Raw genomic sequence first — 22,911 nt, 5'->3', positions numbered from 1 at the left:
ATGAGTTCATCGGAATTAGAGACAGGGCCTCCACAGAGCATTAGGGAGAATTGAAAAATGCGTCATCATGACAATTTTCCTTCTCCTAGAGAAATACTAGGCGTAATAAGTGAGAGAGTCGCCATGATTAGCACTTCTGTTGTACAAAAACTCTTTACAGGGCGACTGACTCCTTTCAATATCGCTGCTCTTTATGTCCTCATTGGTGGGCTATGGATTCTCTTTTCTGACGAATTGCTGATTGCCTCAATCCACAATTCGCAACTCCTAACATACCTTCAAACAATCAAAGGTTGGTTCTATGTCATCGTCACGGGATGGATGCTTTACGCCGTTATCAGTCGTAGTGTACGAGCGCTCCAGCAATCGGAAGCGTCACTACGAGCAAGTGAAGAGCAGTTCCGCCAGTTAACGGAAAATATCCGTGAAGTCTTTTGGCTGAAACCCCTGAAAATAGACCAAGTAATTTATCTCAGTCCGGCTTACGAAGAAGTTTGGGGGAGAAGCTGCGAGAGTGTATATGAGGGAGCAATGTCTTGGACGGAGGCGATCCATCAAGAAGATCGAGATCGCGTCATTACTGCCTTTGAAAAACAGATCTTGGGAGAGGGAGACTTTAATCAAGAGTATCGGATTGTGCGACCCGATGGAGAAGTACGCTGGATACGCGATCGCGCCTTCCCAATCTACAACCGCTCTGGGCAAGTTTACCGCTTAGCAGGTATCGCTGAGGATATCACTGAGCGGCAGCAAACTTTATCTGCACTACAAAGGCTCAATGAAGAACTACAACAAAGCCAACAGAACCTGCAAGCGATTATTGACAACACTACAGCCGTCATCTACCTGAAAGACTCAAAAGGGCGGTTCATGCTCATCAATCGCCAGTTTGAAAGTTTGTTTCACGTAACCCGTGAGCAAGTGATCGGCAAAACCGACCATGACGTTTTTCCTAAAGATTTAGCTGATGCTTTCCAGGTAAATGACTCTAGAGTAATTGATACGGGAGAAGTACTGACGATTGAGGAGGTTGCTCCTCAGCACGACGGGTCGCACACCTACCTCTCGATTAAGTTCCCCTTGTATGATGGGACTCATTCACTATATGCAGTGGGTGGCATCTCTACTGATATTACTGAACGCAAACAGGCAGAGCAGAAACTTCGTGATTCAGAACACCGCTTCCGTAGTGTGTTTGAGCAGGCTCCATTTGCCATTCAGATCTTTACCGCTGATGGCTTCCTGGAGCAAGCGAACCAGACTTGGGAACAGATGTGGGGGATAACACGAGATAGCGTAGTAGGGTACAATCTGCTGCACGATCCACAGGCAGAAGTCATGGGTCATCTGCCTGATTTCCGCAAAGCCTTTGCCGGGGAAGTTGTCAGTCTCCCACCTGTCTATTACGAGCCCGCTTTAAGCAATAATCAAGGGGCTTCTCGTTGGATTGAAGTTCATCTCTATTCAGTCAAAGACGAGGCTGAAAATGTACAGGAAGTCGTGCTTATAACTCGTGACATTAGCGATCGCAAGCACGCCGAGCAACGCTTGCAATCGTCTGAAGAACGGTTCCGTCGCGCTATCCTTGATGCTCCCTTGCCCATGATGCTTCATGCGGAAGATGGCGAAGTGGTGCAAATTAACCGAACTTGGACGCAACTGACAGGCTACACTCATTCAGACATTCCGACAATCGCGAATTGGAGTGAAAAAGCCTATGGGCGTCGAAAAGAATTAGTTCAAGCAGATATTGAACGCTTATACAACCTTAATGGACGAATCTCGGAGGGAGAATATAAAATTACTACCCGTAACGGTGAGGTGCGAATCTGGGAGTTCTATTCTGCTCCCTTGGGGAGGTTACCTGATGGGAGACGTTTGGTTATTAGTACAGCCATTGATATTACAGAGCGAAAGAAGACTGAAGCCGAAATCCGCCAACTCAACGAAACTCTGGAACAACGGGTAATCGAACGTACCGCTCAACTGGAAGAAGCGAACCAAGAACTAGAGGCGTTTGCTTACTCGATTGCTCACGATTTGAGGGCACCTTTGAGAGGAATGCAAGGACTAGCAGAAGCTTTACTAGAAGACTATGGAGATGCTTTAGACGCACTCGGTCAGCAGTATACCCATCACATTGTTACTTCCGCTCAACGCTTGGATGATTTAATCAATGATTTACTGGCTTACAGCCGCCTCAGCCGCAGTGAATTAACAGTTTCTATTGTTGATTTGAACTTGGTTATGTCGAGGGCGATGAGCCAGATTGAAGCTGACTTGAAACAACAGCAGGCGGTAGTAACTATTCGATCAGTACTCCCGAAAGTAATGGCTCATTACGGTACCTTAGTTCAGGTACTTACCAATCTGCTGTCCAATGCGATCAAGTTTGTTGAGAATGCCCAACCCCAAGTGCAAATTTGGGTTGAAACACACGATGACTGGGTACAGCTATGGATAGCCGATAATGGCATTGGCATTGCACTAGAGCATCAGCAACGCATCTTTCGCGTTTTTGAACGTTTGCATGGAATTGAAACCTACGCTGGCACGGGCATTGGTTTAGCCATTGTTCAAAAAGGGATAGAGCGCATGGGTGGTCAGGTGGGCATTGAGTCCGAGCTAGGAAAGGGCAGCCGATTTTGGATCAAATTAAGGAGATATGTAAGATCAGAGTCACTATGAATCATACTATTTTGCTGGTAGAAGATGACCCAACTGACATTCTTTTGATGCAACGTGTATTCCGCCATGAAAACTTATCTAAAATCACACTACAAGTCGTTAGAGATGGAGATGCTGCCGTTTTCTACCTAAGTGGGGAAGGGGAATACTCGGATCGCGAACTTTATCCCTTACCTGTGCTGATTTTGCTAGATCTGAGACTACCTCGGCGATCGGGTCATGAAGTCCTTGCTTGGTTGCGACAGCAACCTGAACTGAAACGCATTCCTGTAGTTATTTTGACCTCTTCTAGAGAAGCAAGAGATGTTAACCAAGCTTATGATTTAGGTGTTAATTCCTATTTAGCTAAATCGTCTGGTTTGACGGCTTTATTAGAAATGATGAAAGCAGTTAATTTGTATTGGCTGGTTACTAATGTCAAGCCGGAAGTTCAGCCAAATTGAAGAGCGATTAGGTGAATTTTTAGAAGACAGTTTTATTTGTACATCCTGATGTACCAGTATCTAAAGACTCGTTATCTTACTAATGCTACATGTCTTGGTCATTGATGATAATCCTACCGATCGCCTCCTTGTGATTCGGGAATTGGAGCGAGAATTTACCTCACTTGAGGTAAAAGAGATTACAGATGCTAAAGCTTTGGAAGAAGTAATTACCGAAGGAAGTTTCGATGTTGTCGTTACAGACTATCAACTTGGCTGGAGCGATGGTCTTGTTGTTCTTAAGAAAGTAAAATCTCGCTATCCCAACTGTCCCGTGATTATGTTCACCAATAGTGGGAACGAAGAGCTTGCGGTAGAAGCGATGAAATCGGGACTGGATGATTACATCATCAAGGTTCCCAACCGCTACAAACGGGTGCCTGTTGCTCTACGCTTGGCAATGGAGCGAGCTGAAGTTCGGAGTCGAGCCGCTCGTTTAGAGAAAGAGCGATCGCAACTTCTGGAAAAAGAACGGGCAGCACGTCAGGAGGCAGAGGCAGCTAACCGTCTGAAAGATGAATTTTTGGCGACTCTTTCCCACGAACTACGGACACCACTCAATAGTATGTTGGGCTGGGCACAGATGTTACGCCTCAAGAGACTGAATGAAACTGACTACGATCGAGCAGTTGAGAGTATTGAGCGTAACACGAAGTCTTTGACACGCTTGATTGAAGACCTGCTCGATGTTTCACGCATCATTACAGGTAATCTTTCTCTGAATGTGCAACCTGTTGAACTTGCCTCTGTCATCGAAGTGGCTCTGAGTGTTGTGCGTCCGGCGGCTGAAGCAAAAGCGATCGCGATTTCTTTTCTCAGTGATCGAGAAGTCGCTCCCGTCTTAGGTGATGCGATTCGCTTGCAACAGGTGATATGGAATCTCTTGTCAAACGCGGTCAAGTTTACGCCATCTGGTGGACAAGTAGAAATTCGATTGAAGCAACTGGACGATAGTGTATTGATCGTCGTGAGCGATACAGGACAAGGGATTAAGCCTGAGTTTCTGCCCTTTGTCTTTGACCGCTTCCGTCAGGCAGATAGCAGCTCGACTCGGCTTCAAGGAGGCTTAGGTTTGGGGTTGGCAGTTGTGCGACACTTAGTTGAACTTCAGGGTGGTACTGTCACTGTAGAAAGTCCAGGTTCCGCACAAGGTACAACCTTTACCGTACAATTTCCGACTCAACGCCGTCAGACTCAACTAACAACGGCTGAGGTGGAACCTGCAACAGTTGAGTCAAGTGCAGTCTCATTCAAGGGGTTACGAATCCTTCTCGTAGACGATGAACCCGATACACGAGAGTTGCTAATGTTCGTCCTTGAGCAGTATGAAGCCGAAGTGAAGGAAGCCGCTTCGGTTAGGGAAGCCATTGAAGTGCTTAAAGGGTTTGTGCCGGATGTACTCGTTAGCGATATTGGGATGCCAGGGTTAGACGGCTATACCTTAATTCGCCAGGTTAGGGCAATGCCCGAAGCCTCCTTAAGTAAAATCCCTGCGATCGCGTTGACAGCGTATGCCAGTGATTTAGACCGGGATCGCGCTCTGCAAGAGGGTTTCCAAATGCACCTTTCTAAGCCAGTCGAGTCGGATGAGTTGGTAATGGCGATCGCTTCCTTAAAAAACATGAGCGGAAGTAATTAGCGATCGCTTCTCACTTCAATTGCCCGCATCCTTTGCCAAACGGTAAACCCTAAAAGAACAACAATACTAATAACCGTTGCATAAATCACTATCGGTGTCATGCCTTGCAGCATCATCGCTAGCCAGTTGGACACTAAGGTAATTCCCCAAAGCGTGAGCGCCGCACGACGCTGGGAGAAACCCCAAGCTAGCAAGCGATGATGCAAGTGGTCTTTTCCTGGCGTACTCAGTGGATTTTTTCCAGCCATCAACCGTCGGACAAAAACCTGCGTAGTATCTAGCACAGGCAAAAGTAAAAAGAATACCGGAGGTACTAAGGCAAACACAGTGGTTACTTTAAGATTGCCGATGATACTGGTCGCCGCCAGCACGTAGCCAAAAAAGTAAGCTCCAGCATCACCCATAATGATGTGAGACGGATGGAAATTATGCCGCAAAAAGCCCAGCGCTGCCCCACCCAAAGCTGCTAAGAGCAATGTCGCCGCTGCACGAGTTGGAAACTGGGCGGAAACGGCTAAAAGGCTCATCGCCGTGATGAAGCTGATTCCACCAGCCAATCCGTCCATCCCATCCATCAGATTAATCGCATTTGTAACCCCCACGACCCATAACACTGTAATCAAAATTGATAAAAGTGAGTCGATTGGGGAACCAAATGGAGTTTCGATGCGGATATCGCTAGCAATCAGCAAAAGTGCTGTGAGAACCTGAGTAAACAAGCGAATATAAGGAGGCAGACCAAATTGGTCGTCAATAAAGCCCACTAGCACTAAAATGGAACTTCCGAGCAGAATCGTCAGCACTTCTGCTAAAACGCCTTCAATGACAATCGGTCTTAAAAGTGTCGCCAGTATCAGTGCGGCGACTACCCCGGCATAAATTGCCAAACCGCCTGCATTCGGTAAAGGTTCTCGATTAAGCCGCCGTGCATTAGGTTGGTCAGCCCAACCCACTCGTAAAGCAAAAGAGCGTACCTCTGGAATAAAACGCCAAGTCACTCCGCAGGCAAACCCAAAGGTGAATATCACCGCTAGCCAACCAGTACCAGTGGGGTTGGCAATACCGAGAGACTCAAGGAAGTCATAAAAATTCATCTCCCAATTCCCGCCCAGACTGCCAATAATGAACATTAGCCTCAACAGTACACGAATAAACTCGTCAAAGTGGTCTTATGTTTTGCCCCTCGTGGCTTTCCAGGAAAAGAATTGGAGGCATTGAATCCGAGAAAAGTACACGCTTGAAGTTTACCTTAGGTCGGAGAGGATGATTCTGGTGAATTTTCAGTTTCTGGAGGACTTTGAGAGGTAACCGGAACAGCCTCAATATATTGGCTATCCAGCAAAAACGCCCCTTGAGAAAAGCGAATGCCCCAGTATCCTCCTGGACGCCGATCAAGAACGATACCCTCTTCTCCAAGTTGAATGACATTGGGAGGTCGCAGCATCGGGATGGGTTCGGCTGTTTTAACGTAGCGAGGTAATTCAATCACCCGGACGCGATCGCCAACGGTAAATTCTTTAGACATAAGTCAGATACAAAAGGTTTTAACTATCGGTTGTAACGTTAGCAGGTCAGCAGAAATAAACCTATTAGTAATAGCTATCAGTCAATAGTACTTAGAGGATGAAATTTTCTATTACTGAGATTTTGCTCCTACTTACTCCCCCGAAACGGGTTTAATGATGATTTTCTGAGCTACGAGGAGTTGGGAGGCTAGATCTTAAGAATTCGCAGTAGCATCCTCGTTCAGCCCTGATGGGTAATAGTGTAAGTGCAAGATGGCGATCGCTAACCACTAAATCTTTGCACCTACTTACTTAACTCTATTTTCTGTTCAAAACTCGAAGCTCCGGATAGTCAGCGTTTCTACTTCTTGAGAAAAAGCGATCGCCTACACTTTAACAAACCAGCAGCGTCGATACATTCCGTACCCAACCACCCACCAAAATGCCAACGTTAGCAGGGCAAATAACAACGAACCGTTCATCGCCCCTGCCCAAGGAACAAAAAGATGCTCGTAAATCCAGGTGGAAGTTGTGGGTGCGTTTTGACCAGTTCCGATGTGGGTTTTGACCAAGATTTTAATCAGCAAAACGGAAGCGACAAAGAGGAAAATCGCATTTAACCCGATAATCTCGAACGGCTTTCCCCAACGGCGTTGCTTACGCACCTCTATCAGTTCATAACAAGCTGCTAATAAAAGTAACGCCCAACCTGTTGTAAAAACAACATAAGAACTCGTCCACAGCTTCTTGTTAATTGGAAACCAAAAGCCCCAAAGTTGCCCCATTCCCATACAACTAAGGCTCAACAGTACCAAATTCAAACTCGTGCGCGACTTAATTGGCTGTTGGCGTAACCAGTCTCCTGTGAAGTAGCCAAACAAGACGCTCACGACAGCAGGAATTGTGCTAAATAATCCCTCTGGATCTCCTTGTGAGTTGAAGTTATCCCCCTTGTACAAATGTGCTGTACCGATAACTAAGCGATCAATATAAGCACCTAAATTCCCTTCCCGCGATAAGTTACCTATCCCATAACTTGGAACAGGAATAAACGACATCGCCAGCCAGTAGCCAATTAGTAAGAGTATTGCAATCGCCCACTGCCCCTTTCGCGGCACCTTGAGAACAATTAAGGCAGCGGCTAGGTAAGCTAAACTGATGCGCTGCAATACACCCATTACGCGGATTGTCTCCCAGTCGTAGTTCCAGAAGCCATTGAGGAATAACCCCAAGGCAAATAAAATCAAACTGCGACGGACAATCCGCCAATAAACCGTTGGAATGGGCTGATTTTCCTTGGTGTTCGATAGAGAAAATGCGATCGCTACACCAACAATAAACAGAAAGAAGGGAAAAACTAAATCGGCTGGGGTGCAGCCGTTCCAGTCAGCATGAAGCAAGGGTGGATAAACTTGCTCTGCCAGCCCTGCCATATTCACAAGAATCATCCCAGCGATCGCAATTCCTCGAAATACATCGAGTGATATCAGGCGCTTGGCTGGTTGTTGTTGCTCGTGAGACACGTTTTGTTTTATAGACTAACTACCCAAAATTCAAGGCAATCTCAAAGAGAATGGGTAAAAGATGCCATCACAACGCGATCGCGTCCTTGCCTCTTTGCACGGTTTAACGCCGCACTTGCTGCCTGAATAATGGCTTTTCCTGTTACGCCATGCTCTGCAAAACTTGCGACTCCACAAGAAATCGAAAGAGTGCCAAGCGATTGATTTTTATAGGCAAGATTTAGCTGCTTAATACTCTCCCGCAGTTGTTTAGCTCGTTGTTGGGTATTCTTCAAAGATGCTTCCGACAACAGCAGCAGGAACTGTTTACTCCGGTAACGGCAAGCAATATCTGACGCACGAATTTGCTTGGGCAAAAACTTACCGATTTCTCTGAGTAGGAAATCACCCGCTTCATACCCGAACTGCTCATTGATGCGCTCAACGTGATCGACATTGAGTAGGATAATTCCTAAACTCTGGGGATGACGCTCAGCTTTTCGGATCTCACGCTCCAGTGATTCTTCCAGGTAATGCCGATTGTACAGCTTAGTGAGTGGGTCACGAAGACTATGGTTGTTGAGGGTTTCTCGAAGTTTTAAGTTAGCTAAAGCGAGTCCAATCTGTTTTGCGACACTCACTGCCAGTTGCTTCGTTTCGGTAATCCGTCCTCGATGTAATGAACCAATGTACAACACTCCTAAGGGTTCTCCGTGTACAGTCATGGGTACACAAAACGTTTCAACAGGGAGAGAATTTGGTCGAATATGTTGACAAGTTAAACCATAGTGTGTATCTTCAGCTAGGTGAGCCTGTCCCCGTCGTAAGGCTAAACAGTCACAGGGAGTAAAGATTGGATCACTTGTTAAAGGTGCTGAACCCCAAGTTGCGATCGCTTCCAGTTGATTTTTTGATGGACTTACAACATAAATGGCACCAACTTCATTGGGAAAGAGTCGTTGAACCAACGGTTTAATCGCTGTGTACGCCTCTTCAACAGAAAAACAGGCTTGGAGTAAATCGATTAGCTGCTCTAGCAAGTTGATATTTAAACTATTCAAAGTAGTTAGCATTCAACGGCAAGGTAGTAGTGTTGAGGTTTGATACTGTAGTGATGCGCCCCTGCACGATTGTTCAACGTTTGCCCTGCCACTGATGTAGCACAAGCCAAATAAGTTATTGGTAGGTTAGTTCACAGATAACCTACAGCTTTAGTACGAAGTTTTCCCCTTGCTACCCTGAAAAATAGAGGAAAACATTTACAGCATTCCGTGTGTTAACAGACACGTATGCATCTGTCCTGTAACGGCACGCCGTTCGGGATTTGCAAAAAATTAAGCTGATCTGACAAGCGGGTTGTAAAGATTGAAACCGCAGATGCACACAAGATTTACACAGACTTCAGTCATCGTGAAAGGATTTTTACCAAACCCTACGCTTCCAGATAAGCTGCATTGAGGATGTCAAGAACAAATTGTTCCTAAGCATCCTGCATCGGCAACTCCTCATTCACCTTAATTAATGCCGTTTCACGACGATTTATTTTATTTGTAGAGGATTGTATTCCTCTTTTCTGTATTCATCCTAAGCTGAGATGCCTAAAACATCGCATAATTTTCTCCCCCTGGCTCTCCACCCTGTAGCCTAAAAGCCGATTGGCTTACAGCCAGGGACGAACCTCAAAAGCCGACTGGCGAGCAATACGCACGTAAAATAGTTGGTGAAATCCTTCGGCGTAAGTTGGTCGCACTAACTTCTTGATTGTTGAGTAGATGGCGACATCTGGCACTTGGTCTTTCCCCACACGTTGCTCGTTGCGCTTACGACACAAACTTACGTGTGATTCAAAGTAATAACCAATAATCTTGGCACCATAGGTATTACCTAGATGAATCAGTGATGCTCGATCTTCGAGTGTCGGATTGGTGTTGTCAACAACAACAGAACGTCCGGCTTGTAGTGCGGCTTCGATGAGCTGTGCTTGTCTTCTTGCCCGATTTTTATTGTTACGCATCAGGTCTTTGCTGACGTGTTCGTGTGTTGTCGCAAAGTGTGTCCGAAAGAATGTACTTTTGCCAGACGCTTGTAGACCGATAAAGATGACTAACTCCATCAAGGTACACCTTTCTTGTCGGGGCGCACACCAAGAGCGCCCTTAATGTATTGCTAGTGAGAGCTTTGATAGTTCCCTTTATTTCTGCTCATCTCCTTAAAGACTTTGATTAGTTTCCTGAAAGCGATATCTCCTTAAGAAGTTTGTAATAGCCCTACTCTCAAGCTACATCTTTGTTTATGGAATTTACCATTGTTGCCAGGTCAACCAAAAAGGCTAAGCTAATTGTCGGAATTTTACTTCTCACGATTTTGCTGAGTGGATGCCGTGTTCCGATTAGGCAAGGAAGCAGTCTCCAGGCATGTAGAGATGCAGAAAAAGCTGTACAGAATGCTCAGCAACAATCTGACGAGGCGATTCAAGTTTTATCCCAAGCTAAAGATAAAAACACATCTAAAAGTATTGCTGCAAACTTACAAAGTCTCCAAGAGGCGGAGGAGAAAGCTTTTGAGAAGTGTTACAAGGTTAAGTGATGTAAGCTTTACATCTAGCCTTATCGTCTGGACCCAGCAACTTGAGTTTCTAGTGCAACAATTCGTTCCTTAAGTTCAACCACCAACGTAGCTAGGCGCTTAAACATTGGATCGTCTCCCAACGTAGAAAGGGGAGATAGGGAAGGATTTGGTGTGATTCTTGGTGCTGGCTGATTGACTCGCTCAGGTTGAGGCCGTGTTCCCGCTAGTCTATAAACTTCAGACTCTAAACGACTAACTTGCGATCGCAATTGAGAGTTGTCTGATTCTAGTCTGGAAATGCGTGATTCCAGTGCAGATGACGCTGACACTGGGGTAAAACTTCTTTGCAAAAGAGTCAGTAGCACAAGTGCGAAGATGACTCCAAGCACTCCTAAAGGTTTAAACATTTTATTAAAGAGGTTGAGGTAAGAAAGTCTACTAAGGTTGGGTGGATAACTGGGAGATAATTTTGGCTAGATCGAAGTCTTTCTGTGTCAATCCTCCCGCATCATGAGTTGTCAGGCTAATACTAACTTTATTGTAGGAAATAGCAATGTCTGGGTGGTGTCCTGCGGTTTCTGCTGGCTCAACCAGGCGATTCACAAAATTAATGGCTTCAACAAAGTCTTTAAATTGATAAGTGCGGCAAAGTTGCTGATTCTCAATTGTCCAACCGGGTAGGTTTTCCATGTGTTTGGAGACTTGTGTTTGGCTAAGGAGGTGTGTCTGGGTTTCTAAAACTTCTGTTGCATCGGTACTATTTGCCAGCACCAAAATCAAGCTAGCCGTGATGAAACCCAGTTGCATTGTCTTCGAGAGAGGGTTTGACATGGGTGCTTTTACAAATCCTGTCTAGTTATGCGATCGCACTAGCTAGCTTGCACAGTTTGAACACTATACTTTTAGCGTATCGCTCAGAGGAATAGAAGAGGAATAGGGGCAAGAATAAATTTTTCTCACAATAACTTTAGGGGCGCAAGGTTTTGCGCCCCTAAAAAGGTTCATGGAATTTTTCTGGCAGTTCCCAAAAGAGCAAGCAAGATGCCTACTCCTAAGTGAGAGTTAGGTTTGATAGTTAAGGCAACTAACTCGCCCTATAACTTACCACTTACCCTTACTTGACAGTTACTTTTGCGCCAGCTTCTTCCAACTGCTTCTTGGCATCCTCAGCGGCATCTTTTGCGATCGCTTCTTTAACAGGCTTTGGAGCAGATTCCACCAAGTCTTTAGCTTCCTTCAGACCTAAGCCAGTTAGCGTCCGGACTACCTTCAAGATGGCAATCTTCTTATCAGCCGGAACGTCTTCCAGAACGACATCAAACTCAGTTTGCTCTTCAGCTTCTTCCGCCGGGGCAGCAGCCGCACCAGGAGCCATCATCATCATGCCACCAGCCGGGGCAGCAGCACTTACGCCGAAGGCTTCTTCAATTTGCTTGACGAGATCGGCAGCTTCCAGCAAAGACAGTGTTTTTAGCTTTTCGAGAATTTCATCAGTTGCAGCAGACATGGATAAACTCCTTGAGATTAATAATTCGGTCAGTTGTTAGTTGTCAGTTGTTTTGCTCAGCAGATTTGTTGCCACTGATTATTAAGCAAAATCCCAATCCCTAAGGGATGAAGATTTTTAAGCCGCATCACTTCCGGAAGCACCTTCTTCCTTCTCAGAGATAGCTTGGATGCTTCGACCCAGAGAAGCAGGAACTTCATTAATACCCACAGCAATTTTGGTTGCCAAGGCATTAATTGCACCAGCAATTTGGGCAATAAGTTGTTCCTTCGAGGGCAAGTCACCAATGGCTTTGACTTGGGCTTCATTTAATGCCCGTCCTTCCATGACACCGCCACGAAGTTCTGTCTTCTTGGTGGCTTTCTGGAAGTCTTGGTAAGCCTTGATTGCCCCACCCACATCATCTTTGACCAGCATGACGGCAGATGAACCAGAAAGAAATTCTGACATCGGTTGCCAATTGTCATCACCATCAATTGCACGCCGCATTAGCGTGTTTTTGGTCACCTTGCATACGGTACCTGACGGACGTAGACGATTGCGTAAGTCTGTGATTTCAGCAACAGTCAGCCCTTGGTATTCGATGACTACAGCAAGTTGAGACTCACTCAAGGTTTGCTTGAGATCAGCCACAACGTCCTGTTTATTTTCAAGTGTTCTACCCATCCTTTATCTCACCTCCTTTGTGGTTTGTTTTTTGTTGATGGTTAGACCAACAACGCACAACCAATAACAAAACCCCGGACACTATGCCGGGGTTGCACTTTGTATCTTTTAGACCCTGCCACTCACATTTACAAATGCCGGTGGCACGGCGGATACTCAGGGCATTGACCTCGGCAGGTTATTAAGCGATTCGCTCCTGCTGTCTATGGCACAAGCCGATTCAGTTTTTTGACGCGAGGATTTTGGATTGGTTGAAAATCTAGACGTTCTTCTTATGCCGCGTCACCAAATTTTAGGTCACGTAGGGCATTAATCTCGACTTCAATTGATGGTCCCATTGTCGCCGATACAAACATACTACGCCAATAACGACCTTTTGCGCCTGCAGGTCGGTTACGATCGATTGTTTCCTGCAAGGCTTTGAGGTTCACTAGCAGGTCTTCGGCTGAGAAGGATGCCTTGCCAAACAAAATATGAACGATACCTGTGCGGTCAGCACGAAACTCTAATCGACCCGCTTTGACTTCTTCAATCGCTTGCACTAAGTCGAAGGTAACTGTTCCACCTTTGGGAGAGGGCATTAGACCCCGTGGGCCTAAAAGACGCCCCAGTTTTGCGACCTGTGGCATCATGTCTGGCGTTGCAATTAACCGATCAAAATCCATCATTCCTTTTTGGATTTCTTCGATTAAATCTTCGGAACCAACTACGTCAGCACCCGCGTTGGTCGCTTCCGTAACTTTTTCACCCCTAGCAATCACAGCAATCCGCACGGTCTGACCCGTTCCTTTTGGCAGCGCTACTGTTGTCCGCAACTGCTGGTCAGTATATTTTGGGTCAATTCCCAAGCGGATATGGGCTTCTGCTGATTCCGGGAACTTCGCTGTAGCGGTTTCTTTTAAGAGAGTCAGGGCTTCTATGGGCTGGTAGGGTCGCTCTTCGACTTTAAGAGCTAGTTCTTGTAGTCGGCGCGATCTTTTTTTTGGCATTTGTATCTCCTGGGGTCGTCTAACGAAGCGATAGCTTCTCCCCCTAATTATGTTTACAGTGTTTTAGGTTAGTGGAGCAAATCAGGAATTTTCCAGCCGTAAAGACATTCTTGGGAAATTCTCTACTAATCTGCGATCGCAACACCCATGTTTCGAGCTGTGCCTTCAACAATCTTCATTGCTGCCTCAATATCATTGGCATTGAGGTCAGGCATTTTTGTCTGAGCAATTTCTTGCAATTGAGCACGAGTAATCGAACCTACTTTCTGTTTATTCGGTTGACTCGACCCTCTCTCAACACCTGCTGCCTTCCGAATTAAAACGGAGGCAGGTGGGGTTTTGAGGATAAAGGTAAAGCTACGATCCTCAAAAACAGAAATTTCTACTGGCACCACCATACCAGCTTGGTCAGAGGTCTTGGCGTTGTACTCTTTGCAGAACGCCATAATATTAACCCCATGCTGACCCAATGCCGGGCCTACTGGCGGTGCAGGGTTGGCTTTCCCAGCCGGGAGAGCCAACTTAATCATCGCAACGACTTTTTTTGCCATTTCTAGCCTGTTTTTTCAACCTGATTAAATTCCAATTCCACTGGCGTATCCCGTCCAAAAATCGAGAGTAGTGCTTTGAGCTTGCTCCTTTCGGGGCTGACTTCAATAACTTCGCCTTCAAAATCTTTAAACGGACCCGATAGAACGAGGATTTTATCTCCGGCTGCCATATCAACTTTGACAACTGGCTCTTGTTCCTGAGCTTGTTTAAAGATTCGTTCGACTTCTCCAGGACTTAGTGGCATTGGTTTGACATGTCCACGTCCGCGTCCGTAGCGGCGTTTCTGTTCTGCCCCGACAAAGTTAATCACATTTGGTGTGTTTTTGACAACCTGCCAAGCATCGTCGTCCATCACCATTTGGACTAACACATAGCCAGGGAAGACTTTTTCTTCTGAGTGCTGTCGAGAACCGTCCTTCCGAATTTTCACGGTTGGTGTCTGCGGAATCTGCACTCTTAATATTCGATCCGCTACATCCAGAGTTTGGATGCGCTGCTCTAGGTTCGTCTTGACCCGTTTTTCACAGCCAGACGCAACCTGAACCGCATACCAATGGGCAGCTTGGGGATCGGCTGGCTGTTGTTCGGAATCGTAAGGTTCGTCTGTTGCAAAACTCATCAAAATACCTGTTGGGATGCCCAAGAGAAGAAACCATCCACCAAGTAAATCATGGTGGCGGAGAGAATAACCATTAGTAAGACAGCGGCTGATTCGCTAATTAGCTGCTGCCGACTTGGCCACACTACTTTGCTAAGTTCATCTTTAGTTTCCTGAAAGAACTTTGTCGGGTTAAAGCCCGATTCTGTTTCTTGAACTTCTGCTTCTGCTTTAGTCTTCTTTGCCACAAATTTTTATCTCCCCCCTCTATGAAGCTGTGAGGCGTCTACCGGTGGGACATTTGGCAGCCACTCACACAACAAGTCTACCCGAAATTTTTGACTTTCATGAGGTCGCGCCAGCAATGGCAATTTCTTCGGGCAGACGCTTGCACCTCGGCTTTTTTATTGTATTAATTTTGAGCGCGCCCTGGAGGACTTGAACCCCCGACATCAGGTTTTGGAGACCTGCGTTCTACCAACTGAACTAAGAGCGCACAGGGTGGCTGGAGTGGAATAGCCCGACTCCTCGCTCTAATAAGTTTAGCGCAATCAGTGCATCAACACCAATCTACAGACTACGATCAAAGCGTTGTTTAACGCGAGTGGCTTTACCAACGCGATCGCGTAGATAATACAACTTCGCTCGACGCACTTTACCACGACGAATAATTTTAATGCTCTCAATCCGAGGAGAATGCACTAAAAATACCCGCTCAACACCAATCCCTTGGAAAACACGGCGCACGGTTATCGTTTCATTGATGCTACCGTTCCGCATTGCTATTACAGTACCTTCATAAGGCTGTACCCGTTCTTTACCACCTTCTCGAATCCGTACACCAACCTTCACCGTGTCACCAACATGGATAACAGGCAAGTCAGATTTAAGTTGTTCCGCTTCAATTGAGCGAATAACCTCTTGAGCTTTCATGTTTTTTAATAAAATTCACAGCCTCTAATCATAGCGCGAGAACTGCCCAGCGTCTAGACCGAAGTTAGGTGATACAGTTTGGAGTCTTTGGTATGGGGTTGGCTAATCGTTGAGCCTCGGCAGGGCAACTCCCAACAGCCAGGTTGTTCCAAATCTCTTGCAGTTGGGATTCTAGTACGGGACGCTGTGAAGCGATCGCTAAACGTCAACCCTAAAAATTGCTTATTATTTGGGTTGAGCTGAGCCGAAGAAACTGACAATACTGCTTCAACAACTTGCAACTCCTCCGTCCCGACGTTGATCACTAGCACCTTCAATCAATCCTTCTGAAGTCTCTAGGACAGTATGAACGCCGCCGAAAAAGAGATTTTTTTCTTGCCATCGCACTAACTGCCTCTGAGGGGAAGCTGCCAACTTGTTAACTTCCTCCTCCACAAACCCAGGTTCCACATAAAAAACCTCATTCTCCCAGTGAACTCTCGGACTATCTACCGCTTCACTTAGGGGCATCTTAAAATCCAGAATATTAGAAATAACCTGTAATATAGCCGTTCTAATCCGCTTAGAGCCACCAGAACCTAAAACAATTTCGGGTTGATTATTTTTGAGGACTATTGTTGGAGACATCATCGAAGAAATTCGCACATTTTCTTGCCACTGATGGAAGCCTTGCGGATTTAAATCGTCTTCTCCCAGCATATTATTAACCATAATGTTAGTTTTGGGAATCACATAACCAGAGCCTTCTCCATTAGATGTAGTAACACTGGCAGCATTTCCTTCACCATCTACAACACTAAGATGCGTGGTACTTCCCCACTTGTTGATACTTTGTTTTAAGTTAGCCGTGTAACTAGCTAGATGTTCATCCGACAAGAACTTGTCAGCTACGTTCTCTTGGTAAAGATAATCGTCATATCCATCTTTCCTCGCTTCATTTGTCAACTGCATTACCTGAGCTAGGATTTCTAGATGACGTGCTGTCCCAAAACCAATATCAACTAAGTTTATGTTTGATAAAAGTTTTAAGGCAAAGGCGATTAATGTACCGCCAGAACTAGGAGGGGGGTTAGTTAATAAAGTATTACCACGGTAATCTATCAGTAACGGTTCTCTTTCAACTACACGATAATCCTTTAGGTCATCTAAGGTTAAATGACCACCTAAATCCTCACAATCTTTAACTAAACGATGAGCAATCTCTCCTTCATAAAATCCCCTGGCTCCTTCTTGAACTAAGTAAGTTAAAGCCTCGGCAAATTCTTTCATAATTAACATTCCTTCTGGCTCAATTAACTCACCAGTCGGTTTATAGATTTGCTTCCCTCCTTTGTAATCAATAACAATTGGCTTAAGAACTGAGGCTAAAGAGTAATACTGAAACTTAGTAAGTTGCAATCCATTTTTAGCATAAAGTATCGCTGGCTCCGCAACAACTTCAAACGGTAGCCTGCCCAGTCTTTTGTGAACATGAAATATCCCTGCAATATTTCCTGGAACTGCCATAGATCCAAGCCCAACATGAAACTCTTGGACTGCACCACCAAAATCCATTTCAACTGAGTAAAAGTTAAGCTCATCCAGTTTTCTTTTTCGTCGAGGTGTTTGAGTAAAAAAATCAAATAATATATTGTGATTATCTTGTGTATGCGCTAGTAGAAAACCGCCTCCAGCCGCAGAAGTCAATCCAGGTTCAGCAACGAAAGAAGCTAGAAGGGCGGCAACAGCAGCATCAAAAGCATTTCCACCACTACGCAATATTTCAACACCCGCTTCAGCAGTTTTGGGATGTCCAGCAGCAATAACGCCGGAAGTTTTTTGACTCATGGATTTCGGTGTATAGCAGCAATGATAGGGTAGGTTATTGATTTTTAGAAATTATTCGCTGCCTCTTATTTAGAATCAGGATAATTCAGTTTAGTTAAAATCACTAGGGCATAATCAGCCATCTTTTGCTCATTATCTTTAGCTTTAGAGTCATAGATGGCATCATGAAACCATGCCGCTAGTTGAATCGTAGGGAAATTGATGGCAAGGGAGCGCATCTGTTCAATTGTCTCTAAAGTATGCTGAGTATTCCCGAAATAATTTGGGAGGATGATGGCTGATGCGATCGCACAATAGAGAAAGGATGCGATCGCATAAGCTCAAATGTATGACCAGTAAACGCTTGTATCACATTGGCTTTGGGCGAGATGACCTAGGCTGGCAACCTCCTACAATTGCTTTATTATCCGGTGACCCAGAACGCGCCCGTCTAATTGCTCAGAATTATTTCCAGGATGTGCAATTATTGTCACAGAGTCGGGGACTCAATAGCTATCTAGGTCGCTTACCCAATGGACGCACCATCTTATCAGCTACGAGTGGCATGGGTGCGCCGTCTCTTAGCATCGTGGTCAATGAGTTGGTACAAGTAGGAATTCGACAGATTATTCGGATTGGGACTTGCGGTTCAATTCAAGACCATGTGCCAGTTGGGAGTATTGTAATTAGTAGTGGGGCATTGTGTCGGCAGGGTGCGGCGAATGATATTGCACCTGTTGAGTATCCAGCTGTCGCTGACCCTTTTCTGACAGTCGCCTTGGTTAAGGCAGCACGAGAATTAGACGTTGAGCATTACATTGGCATTACAGCATCAGTAGATACATTCTACGAAGGGCAAGCACGTACTGATTCGGCTAATCCTTATTTAATGCGATCGCTTCAGGGTATCACAGAAGAATACCGACGTTTGAACGTACTCAACTACGAGATGGAAAGCGGCACACTCTTTAAAATGGCAGGAGTGTATAAGTTTGCGGCAGCTTGTATTTGTGGTGTAGTTGCCCAGCGTATGAAGAGCGAAAACGTCATTTTAGAACAAAAAGATGTTGCTGTTAAAAATGCGATCGCGGTTGCCGTATATGCAGTAGAGAACTTCGAGGGACGCTTTAGCTAAATTTAACTAGTTCTGAACTTACGCTATCTACCTTTGAATCGCCATCTGTAGGGGCGCAAAGCCTTCATTGGTGTCAACTTAAGAGGATTGGGCGGTTGAAACCGCAGCTACACAGACAAAACCCGCCTACGCGGGTTTCAAAACTGTTGATTTTCCGTTAGTCCGCGCAGGCGGACATCGTTGGTATAGCCGCGATTTACAAGAGGCTGTTGGCGAATTCGGAAAACCTAACCCCCCAGCCCCGCAACCCTCGCAAGGGAAGGGGGAGTCCGGAAGCCCCTCTCCGCTTCGGGGAGGGGTCACACCCCTCGCTACTTGACCAACAGTATCTTTCTAATCGCTAGGGCTTAAGTTGACACCAATGAAGGCTTTGCGCCCTTACCATATATCACGTCGGTGCGTAAGCCTTATAGTTAACTTGTTAGCGATAATCAAAGCAGGTTGAATTCATAACCTAATCATTTTTCAAAACAATTATGGTACAAACAATTCAAGCTAAACAGATAGATTTACGGTACTTAATCACCCACTTCGGTATTCAACTTGTAGAAGATGAGCAATTTTTCCGAGAGTGTGTTGATGATTTACCAGAAGTTACGGAGTTAGACAAACAACTTTTAGATAAAGTAAGGGCAGGATATCTCAATCTTCTCAATTACCCACCCCTACTAGAAGATATAGTTAGAATGGCAGTGCTAGACCCCATTCTCTTCATCGGTGACTTTTATCTTTCTCCCTTTGATGTCAAATCCGAACAATCGATTGATATTGCTGAGGAAGATGAAGGAGTAATTATCAAAGGAAGAATTGATACCTTAGTTTTAAGAAACCAATTCTGGGTAATGGCAATTGAGTCAAAACAAGCTTCATTCTCTATTGAGGAAGGACTTGCACAGCTTCTCGCTTATTTGTTAGGTAATCCTCATCCTGATCGACCAAACTATGGCATGATTACAACTGGTGGAAGTTTCATCTTTGTTAAATTAGTGAAAGAAGAAACGCCTCAGTACGCTACATCTAAGTTATTCGCTACCCGTAACAAGCAGGATTTGTATAGTGTCCTCAGTATTTTGAAGCGCCTGAGTCAAATTGTAACTACCCGTTAATTATTTGTTTTATGCAACTGATTTAAGGCATTAAAGTTTTTCAACCCACTTTTCTAAAGCTATATTGACTAATGTATATAAAGAATTGGATTCCTCTACTCTACCTGTAATCTTATAATATTTTGCAATGGGTATAGCTAATGAACCTGACCAATACGATTTTTTTGCATCTCCATGTATCCTTATCCAAATTTCTTTATAAGCTTCATCTTTTAAATAAGCGTCTCTACGAGAAGAATTACTTGGAGGTAGAAGCTTGGCTAAGGGAGTTACCGTCCCTAACTTCCACTCAGTTTCCGTGAGAATTCTTCCTAAGCTCTCTTTGACATAACCAACATCTGTAACAATTTCATAGTTAGTCCAAACTCTCATCCTCGCAATAAATCTTTTATTACCATGTACACTTACAAAAGGTAACCATATAAATAAAGCCAAGCTATTTCTCTGGGGGTCAAATCGTACCTCAGCAATAGGCTTAGTTTTTCCTCTTCCATATTTTATATAACCAGATTCAGGAATTTCCTTTACACGTCGATCAAAACAAAGAAGCTTTTCCCTAAGCTGCAAAAAGCCTTTTTGTTCATCTTCAGGGCATTTTCTAAGAATATTGATAAGAGTTCTGGGGGGATTCGGTATGTTTTCAGGTTCCTCTCTCTCTTGATAGGGGATTTCTAGCTGTAAAACTTTCTCTGTATCTATATCTTTTAAATATAGGTAAAACTTTTCATTTAAGTTAATAATTTTAAAATCTAAGAATTGAAAGGCAAGAGTATGATACTTTTTATCTATAAGATTGTCTTTATGAAAACTGGGTGTAATAGCAACCAAACTAATCGCTTTACTGTAGTCTATTTCTTCCTTGAATGGCTTTTCTTCTAGCAAAGCATCATAATAAGGAGTTAGCTGCTGGACAATATATCTATCTTCACCGTTTTTTAACTCCAGTACTACTAATCGCTTATTTTCATCAGTTGCTAAAATGTCACAAATTTGACCTTTAACCCAGTATTGCCGCTTCAGAGGAGTCAGACCTAGTAGCTGCTTTAAATTATCCCAAGCAAAATCTTCTAAAGCCGCTTCGCTCTCAAATTCCCATCCGGTACCTGTTTTCCTTAAGTTCGCAAAACCCAGCATGACGCTCCTATTGCAGAAATTTGAGTAAATTAATACATTTATATCTATTTGCTATAAATTTAGTCCAATCTCAAAAATACCTAAAACCCTTGTAATCTAAACAAATTAGAAGCTTGAAACAACGACTTGATACGTTACTAGTAGACCTTAACCTCTGTTCGTCCCGACAACTGGCGCAGCGGCTGATTCGTGCGGGTGAAGTGATGGTGAATCGAATGGTAGTTGATAAGCCGGGAACTGAGGTTGAAACCACTGCACAAATTCAGGTTAAAGAAAGGTCGCCTTATGTTTCCAGAGGTGGCGAGAAGCTTGCTAAAGCCTTAGAAGAGTTTGGCATTCCTGTAGAGGGACGGATTTGTCTGGATGGTGGCATTTCAACAGGTGGTTTTACTGACTGCTTGCTACAAGCTAGGGCAAAGCGAGTCTACGGCATTGATGTTGGCTATGGACAAGTTGCCTGGACTTTGCGGAATGATGAACGGGTTGTTTTGAGGGAACGCACAAATCTGCGGAATCTTCAACCTGCGGATTTGTATGGTAATTCACCCCCCCTAACCCCCCCTAATCAAGCAGGGGAAACAGAGAACATCTATGCTGATCTGGGTGTTGTGGATGTATCGTTTATTTCTTTGACCAAAATTCTCGATGCCTTGTGGAATCTACTGCAAGCCCCTCGTGAGGTTGTGTTGTTAGTAAAACCACAGTTTGAAGTTGGGCGCGAACGTGTTGGGAAAAAAGGTGTGGTACGTGACTCCAATGACCATGCTGATGCGATTTACCAAGTCTTGCAATCAGCCCAAAAGCTTGGCTGGGTCTACAAAGGATTAACTTGGTCACCAGTTACAGGCCCAGCTGGGAATATTGAGTATCTTCTCTGGCTAGCGATGGATAGCCTTGTGCCACCTCCTGATTTAGCCATCATTAAGCAAATTACTCAATCAGCAGTTTCTCACTTTCGGAGTAGCTTGTAATAGTGAAAAATTCTGTAACTTTGGCTACTGTTTAGATATAAACGTGTAAATTCTTCAACAGAAGCGCGTTGTAGCAGTCAAATAGGGAAACAGAACATGAGTACAGAAGAACAAGCACGAGAATTAATGACTCAGCATCGTCACCACAATGAACAACTCAAAGAGTCAATGTTGAATCGTGCTGAAGCTGAGGTCGATGATCCCAATACAGCCGACAGCCTTACTCAAAAACACGCACGGGAGTTGGTTGCCCAACACCGTCATAACGATGAAAACTTGCAAGAGGCGATGTTGAGCCGCGCCAAGGCTGATATAAGCATTTCCAACGACACCACTGACGCTTCTGCCAAGTAATCTTGAAGCTACTTTGCCTGACAGCCTGTCCTGGCTCTAGGACATTATTTCATCGCACTTAGCAAAGCGGTGAGAGTGCTGTCTTCCTTCGCATTGACTCGCCGATCTAGCAAAGCAATACTAACGGCTTTTGGTAGGGCAAGTGCAGCAACATCGGGGTCGAGTCCCTCAAGTAATTGGTCTAGGGACTGGGGGACTTTCAGGGCTGACTTAATGCCGTTTAGTAAGTCTTCATCGAGATTTAAAGTCTTTAGCTGTGGATACAGAGTGTCCCAGTTGACCTTATTATCTGGATCGCCCACTTGAACTAAATAAGCGAGTAGCCGTTGTAGTTTACTCTGCTGCTTGGGAGTCATCTGAGCATAGGTTGTCTCGGAAGATTGAGAACTATCAGCAGGTTCATTGAGATTGTGGAGAATCTGTTGCCAGTCACTAGACTCACAAGACTCTGGCTTACCGACAGTCAGAGAAACCTGAATCTGCCCAGAACTAGTAGAAAGAGAAGTGACCTGAGCGTGTACACCCAGATAGCCAAGCCATTGAGCAATTGTTGAAATCAGTGTTGAACGAGTTGCCTGAGTGTTAGCCAGTAACCGGATTTGGGTGCGTACCAATGGGCGCACAATTTGTGAAAGCATATCGTTAGGGCTAAAGGGCTAAAGGACAGATGCGATCAAGGATACCTTGAGGCGCTTAAAGAGAATATTTCTTCACGAAGCTGTCAGCTATTAGCTCTTGGAGAAAAGCCTTGCACAGGTTGCAATGAGAACGCTGCT

At 44.8% G+C, this 22,911-nt stretch carries 27 protein-coding genes, 1 tRNA gene and 1 other annotated feature; of the genes, 8 read left to right on the top strand and 20 right to left on the bottom strand.

The window, feature by feature from the left end:
- Window positions 1-57: 57 nt before the first annotated feature.
- From AC5JL3_RS27410 to AC5JL3_RS27400, 3 genes are all read left to right on the top strand, one after another.
- Window positions 58-2,688 (top strand): PAS domain-containing sensor histidine kinase, encoded by a 2,631-nt coding sequence (locus AC5JL3_RS27410; RefSeq protein ID WP_496077466.1) that lies wholly within the window; start codon window positions 58-60, stop codon window positions 2,686-2,688.
- Window positions 2,685-3,131 (top strand): response regulator, encoded by a 447-nt coding sequence (locus AC5JL3_RS27405; RefSeq protein ID WP_496077465.1) that lies wholly within the window; start codon window positions 2,685-2,687, stop codon window positions 3,129-3,131. Before AC5JL3_RS27410 ends, AC5JL3_RS27405 begins: the two co-directional genes overlap by 4 nt.
- A gap of 82 nt (window positions 3,132-3,213) precedes the next feature.
- The gene (locus tag AC5JL3_RS27400) at window positions 3,214-4,809 is read left to right on the top strand and encodes a response regulator (protein ID WP_496077464.1); all 1,596 of its coding nucleotides are present in this window, start codon (window positions 3,214-3,216) and stop codon (window positions 4,807-4,809) included.
- Here the strand turns inward: AC5JL3_RS27400 and AC5JL3_RS27395 are convergent.
- From AC5JL3_RS27395 to AC5JL3_RS27375, 5 genes are all read right to left on the bottom strand, one after another.
- Complete coding sequence (locus AC5JL3_RS27395) at window positions 4,806-5,939, bottom strand: MraY family glycosyltransferase (protein ID WP_496077463.1); 1,134 nt, start codon at window positions 5,937-5,939, stop codon at window positions 4,806-4,808. The two genes, AC5JL3_RS27400 and AC5JL3_RS27395, sit on opposite strands and share 4 nt — an antisense overlap.
- Before the next feature lie 119 nt (window positions 5,940-6,058).
- Entirely contained in the window at window positions 6,059-6,334 is a 276-nt protein-coding gene (gene sipA, locus AC5JL3_RS27390; protein WP_496077462.1) for a regulatory protein SipA, read from the bottom strand.
- Between the two features lie 366 nt (window positions 6,335-6,700).
- The gene (locus AC5JL3_RS27385; RefSeq protein WP_496077461.1) at window positions 6,701-7,837 is read right to left on the bottom strand and encodes an acyltransferase family protein; all 1,137 of its coding nucleotides are present in this window, start codon (window positions 7,835-7,837) and stop codon (window positions 6,701-6,703) included.
- A gap of 41 nt (window positions 7,838-7,878) precedes the next feature.
- Window positions 7,879-8,877: a GGDEF domain-containing protein gene (locus tag AC5JL3_RS27380; protein ID WP_496077460.1), complete on the bottom strand. Its 999-nt coding sequence runs from the start codon at window positions 8,875-8,877 to the stop codon at window positions 7,879-7,881.
- A 599-nt stretch (window positions 8,878-9,476) separates the two neighbouring features.
- Window positions 9,477-9,929, bottom strand: a complete 453-nt coding sequence (locus AC5JL3_RS27375) for an AAA family ATPase (RefSeq protein ID WP_496077459.1) — start codon at window positions 9,927-9,929, stop codon at window positions 9,477-9,479.
- A 179-nt stretch (window positions 9,930-10,108) separates the two neighbouring features.
- Between AC5JL3_RS27375 and AC5JL3_RS27370 the strand changes: the two genes are divergently transcribed.
- Window positions 10,109-10,402 carry a hypothetical protein gene (locus AC5JL3_RS27370; protein WP_496077458.1) on the top strand — a complete coding sequence of 98 codons (294 nt, stop codon included), beginning with the start codon at window positions 10,109-10,111 and terminating at the stop codon, window positions 10,400-10,402.
- Window positions 10,403-10,422: 20 nt separating this feature from the next.
- On the opposite strand, the gene AC5JL3_RS27365 is transcribed toward AC5JL3_RS27370, so the two are convergent.
- The 13 genes from AC5JL3_RS27365 to AC5JL3_RS27305 all read right to left on the bottom strand — a co-directional run bounded on the left by AC5JL3_RS27365 (window position 10,423) and on the right by AC5JL3_RS27305 (window position 17,674).
- Window positions 10,423-10,791, bottom strand: a complete 369-nt coding sequence (locus AC5JL3_RS27365; RefSeq protein ID WP_496077457.1) for a hypothetical protein — start codon at window positions 10,789-10,791, stop codon at window positions 10,423-10,425.
- Window positions 10,792-10,822: 31 nt separating this feature from the next.
- Window positions 10,823-11,158: a 4a-hydroxytetrahydrobiopterin dehydratase gene (locus AC5JL3_RS27360; RefSeq protein WP_496077495.1), complete on the bottom strand. Its 336-nt coding sequence runs from the start codon at window positions 11,156-11,158 to the stop codon at window positions 10,823-10,825.
- 340 nt (window positions 11,159-11,498) lie between these two features.
- Window positions 11,499-11,891: a 50S ribosomal protein L7/L12 gene (gene rplL / locus AC5JL3_RS27355; protein WP_496077456.1), complete on the bottom strand. Its 393-nt coding sequence runs from the start codon at window positions 11,889-11,891 to the stop codon at window positions 11,499-11,501.
- Window positions 11,892-12,008: 117 nt separating this feature from the next.
- Entirely contained in the window at window positions 12,009-12,557 is a 549-nt protein-coding gene (rplJ, locus tag AC5JL3_RS27350) for a 50S ribosomal protein L10 (protein ID WP_192222720.1), read from the bottom strand.
- Between the two features lie 57 nt (window positions 12,558-12,614).
- Window positions 12,615-12,784, bottom strand: a sequence feature (ribosomal protein L10 leader region).
- A 45-nt stretch (window positions 12,785-12,829) separates the two neighbouring features.
- Window positions 12,830-13,546, bottom strand: a complete 717-nt coding sequence (gene rplA, locus AC5JL3_RS27345; protein WP_496077455.1) for a 50S ribosomal protein L1 — start codon at window positions 13,544-13,546, stop codon at window positions 12,830-12,832.
- A 125-nt stretch (window positions 13,547-13,671) separates the two neighbouring features.
- Window positions 13,672-14,097 carry a 50S ribosomal protein L11 gene (rplK, locus tag AC5JL3_RS27340; protein ID WP_496077454.1) on the bottom strand — a complete coding sequence of 142 codons (426 nt, stop codon included), beginning with the start codon at window positions 14,095-14,097 and terminating at the stop codon, window positions 13,672-13,674.
- Between the two features lie 2 nt (window positions 14,098-14,099).
- A complete protein-coding gene (gene nusG, locus AC5JL3_RS27335; RefSeq protein WP_496077453.1) occupies window positions 14,100-14,717 on the bottom strand; it encodes a transcription termination/antitermination protein NusG in 618 nt (205 codons plus the stop codon).
- Window positions 14,717-14,944, bottom strand: a complete 228-nt coding sequence (secE, locus tag AC5JL3_RS27330; RefSeq protein WP_496077452.1) for a preprotein translocase subunit SecE — start codon at window positions 14,942-14,944, stop codon at window positions 14,717-14,719. Before secE ends, nusG begins: the two co-directional genes overlap by 1 nt.
- Before the next feature lie 175 nt (window positions 14,945-15,119).
- Window positions 15,120-15,192: transfer RNA gene (locus AC5JL3_RS27325), tRNA-Trp, on the bottom strand.
- A 74-nt stretch (window positions 15,193-15,266) separates the two neighbouring features.
- Window positions 15,267-15,629: a 50S ribosomal protein L19 gene (gene rplS / locus AC5JL3_RS27320; protein WP_192222715.1), complete on the bottom strand. Its 363-nt coding sequence runs from the start codon at window positions 15,627-15,629 to the stop codon at window positions 15,267-15,269.
- A 53-nt stretch (window positions 15,630-15,682) separates the two neighbouring features.
- Window positions 15,683-15,910, bottom strand: a complete 228-nt coding sequence (locus tag AC5JL3_RS27315) for a hypothetical protein (protein WP_496077451.1) — start codon at window positions 15,908-15,910, stop codon at window positions 15,683-15,685.
- A complete protein-coding gene (gene ggt / locus AC5JL3_RS27310; RefSeq protein ID WP_496077450.1) occupies window positions 15,897-17,456 on the bottom strand; it encodes a gamma-glutamyltransferase in 1,560 nt (519 codons plus the stop codon). Before ggt ends, AC5JL3_RS27315 begins: the two co-directional genes overlap by 14 nt.
- A gap of 65 nt (window positions 17,457-17,521) precedes the next feature.
- A complete protein-coding gene (locus AC5JL3_RS27305) occupies window positions 17,522-17,674 on the bottom strand; it encodes a hypothetical protein (protein ID WP_496077449.1) in 153 nt (50 codons plus the stop codon).
- A 62-nt stretch (window positions 17,675-17,736) separates the two neighbouring features.
- Here AC5JL3_RS27305 and AC5JL3_RS27300 point away from each other — a divergent pair, with 62 nt between their 5' ends.
- The gene (locus AC5JL3_RS27300) at window positions 17,737-18,570 is read left to right on the top strand and encodes a nucleoside phosphorylase (protein WP_496077448.1); all 834 of its coding nucleotides are present in this window, start codon (window positions 17,737-17,739) and stop codon (window positions 18,568-18,570) included.
- Window positions 18,571-19,046: 476 nt separating this feature from the next.
- Entirely contained in the window at window positions 19,047-19,676 is a 630-nt protein-coding gene (locus AC5JL3_RS27295) for a restriction endonuclease subunit R (RefSeq protein ID WP_496077447.1), read from the top strand.
- 30 nt (window positions 19,677-19,706) lie between these two features.
- Here AC5JL3_RS27295 and AC5JL3_RS27290 read toward each other — a convergent pair whose 3' ends face one another.
- On the bottom strand, window positions 19,707-20,810 hold the full coding sequence (locus AC5JL3_RS27290) for an endonuclease NucS domain-containing protein (RefSeq protein WP_496077446.1): 1,104 nt from the start codon (window positions 20,808-20,810) through the stop codon (window positions 19,707-19,709).
- Window positions 20,811-20,923: 113 nt separating this feature from the next.
- On the opposite strand from AC5JL3_RS27290, the gene AC5JL3_RS27285 reads away from it, so the two are divergent.
- Together AC5JL3_RS27285 and AC5JL3_RS27280 are read left to right on the top strand one after the other, a co-directional pair.
- The gene (locus AC5JL3_RS27285; RefSeq protein ID WP_496077445.1) at window positions 20,924-21,781 is read left to right on the top strand and encodes a TlyA family RNA methyltransferase; all 858 of its coding nucleotides are present in this window, start codon (window positions 20,924-20,926) and stop codon (window positions 21,779-21,781) included.
- A 96-nt stretch (window positions 21,782-21,877) separates the two neighbouring features.
- Window positions 21,878-22,135, top strand: a complete 258-nt coding sequence (locus tag AC5JL3_RS27280; RefSeq protein ID WP_496077444.1) for a hypothetical protein — start codon at window positions 21,878-21,880, stop codon at window positions 22,133-22,135.
- Between the two features lie 44 nt (window positions 22,136-22,179).
- Here the strand turns inward: AC5JL3_RS27280 and AC5JL3_RS27275 are convergent, their stop codons facing one another.
- On the bottom strand, window positions 22,180-22,773 hold the full coding sequence (locus tag AC5JL3_RS27275) for a hypothetical protein (protein ID WP_496077443.1): 594 nt from the start codon (window positions 22,771-22,773) through the stop codon (window positions 22,180-22,182).
- Window positions 22,774-22,911: the final 138 nt, after the last annotated feature.

It is taken from the genome of Symplocastrum torsivum (assembly GCF_059505465.1).
The sequence above is the reverse complement of the archived record's forward strand: the minus strand, read 5'-3'. Positions and strand labels throughout refer to the sequence as shown.

What these genes read in the sequence shown, in the direction of transcription:
- AC5JL3_RS27410 (WP_496077466.1), top strand. Translation starts at nt 58, where the DNA reads ATGCGTCATCATGACAATTTTCCTTCTCCTAGAGAAATACTAGGCGTA.
- AC5JL3_RS27405 (WP_496077465.1), top strand. Translation starts at nt 2,685, where the DNA reads ATGAATCATACTATTTTGCTGGTAGAAGATGACCCAACTGACATTCTT.
- AC5JL3_RS27400 (WP_496077464.1), top strand. Translation starts at nt 3,214, where the DNA reads ATGCTACATGTCTTGGTCATTGATGATAATCCTACCGATCGCCTCCTT.
- AC5JL3_RS27395 (WP_496077463.1), bottom strand. Translation starts at nt 5,939, where the DNA reads ATGTTCATTATTGGCAGTCTGGGCGGGAATTGGGAGATGAATTTTTAT.
- sipA (WP_496077462.1), bottom strand. Translation starts at nt 6,334, where the DNA reads ATGTCTAAAGAATTTACCGTTGGCGATCGCGTCCGGGTGATTGAATTA.
- AC5JL3_RS27375 (WP_496077459.1), bottom strand. Translation starts at nt 9,929, where the DNA reads ATGGAGTTAGTCATCTTTATCGGTCTACAAGCGTCTGGCAAAAGTACA.
- AC5JL3_RS27370 (WP_496077458.1), top strand. Translation starts at nt 10,109, where the DNA reads ATGGAATTTACCATTGTTGCCAGGTCAACCAAAAAGGCTAAGCTAATT.
- AC5JL3_RS27365 (WP_496077457.1), bottom strand. Translation starts at nt 10,791, where the DNA reads ATGTTTAAACCTTTAGGAGTGCTTGGAGTCATCTTCGCACTTGTGCTA.
- rplL (WP_496077456.1), bottom strand. Translation starts at nt 11,891, where the DNA reads ATGTCTGCTGCAACTGATGAAATTCTCGAAAAGCTAAAAACACTGTCT.
- rplJ (WP_192222720.1), bottom strand. Translation starts at nt 12,557, where the DNA reads ATGGGTAGAACACTTGAAAATAAACAGGACGTTGTGGCTGATCTCAAG.
- rplA (WP_496077455.1), bottom strand. Translation starts at nt 13,546, where the DNA reads ATGCCAAAAAAAAGATCGCGCCGACTACAAGAACTAGCTCTTAAAGTC.
- rplK (WP_496077454.1), bottom strand. Translation starts at nt 14,097, where the DNA reads ATGGCAAAAAAAGTCGTTGCGATGATTAAGTTGGCTCTCCCGGCTGGG.
- nusG (WP_496077453.1), bottom strand. Translation starts at nt 14,717, where the DNA reads ATGAGTTTTGCAACAGACGAACCTTACGATTCCGAACAACAGCCAGCC.
- rplS (WP_192222715.1), bottom strand. Translation starts at nt 15,629, where the DNA reads ATGAAAGCTCAAGAGGTTATTCGCTCAATTGAAGCGGAACAACTTAAA.
- ggt (WP_496077450.1), bottom strand. Translation starts at nt 17,456, where the DNA reads ATGAGTCAAAAAACTTCCGGCGTTATTGCTGCTGGACATCCCAAAACT.
- AC5JL3_RS27305 (WP_496077449.1), bottom strand. Translation starts at nt 17,674, where the DNA reads ATGCGCTCCCTTGCCATCAATTTCCCTACGATTCAACTAGCGGCATGG.
- AC5JL3_RS27300 (WP_496077448.1), top strand. Translation starts at nt 17,737, where the DNA reads ATGCGATCGCACAATAGAGAAAGGATGCGATCGCATAAGCTCAAATGT.
- AC5JL3_RS27295 (WP_496077447.1), top strand. Translation starts at nt 19,047, where the DNA reads ATGGTACAAACAATTCAAGCTAAACAGATAGATTTACGGTACTTAATC.
- AC5JL3_RS27290 (WP_496077446.1), bottom strand. Translation starts at nt 20,810, where the DNA reads ATGCTGGGTTTTGCGAACTTAAGGAAAACAGGTACCGGATGGGAATTT.
- AC5JL3_RS27280 (WP_496077444.1), top strand. Translation starts at nt 21,878, where the DNA reads ATGAGTACAGAAGAACAAGCACGAGAATTAATGACTCAGCATCGTCAC.
- AC5JL3_RS27275 (WP_496077443.1), bottom strand. Translation starts at nt 22,773, where the DNA reads ATGCTTTCACAAATTGTGCGCCCATTGGTACGCACCCAAATCCGGTTA.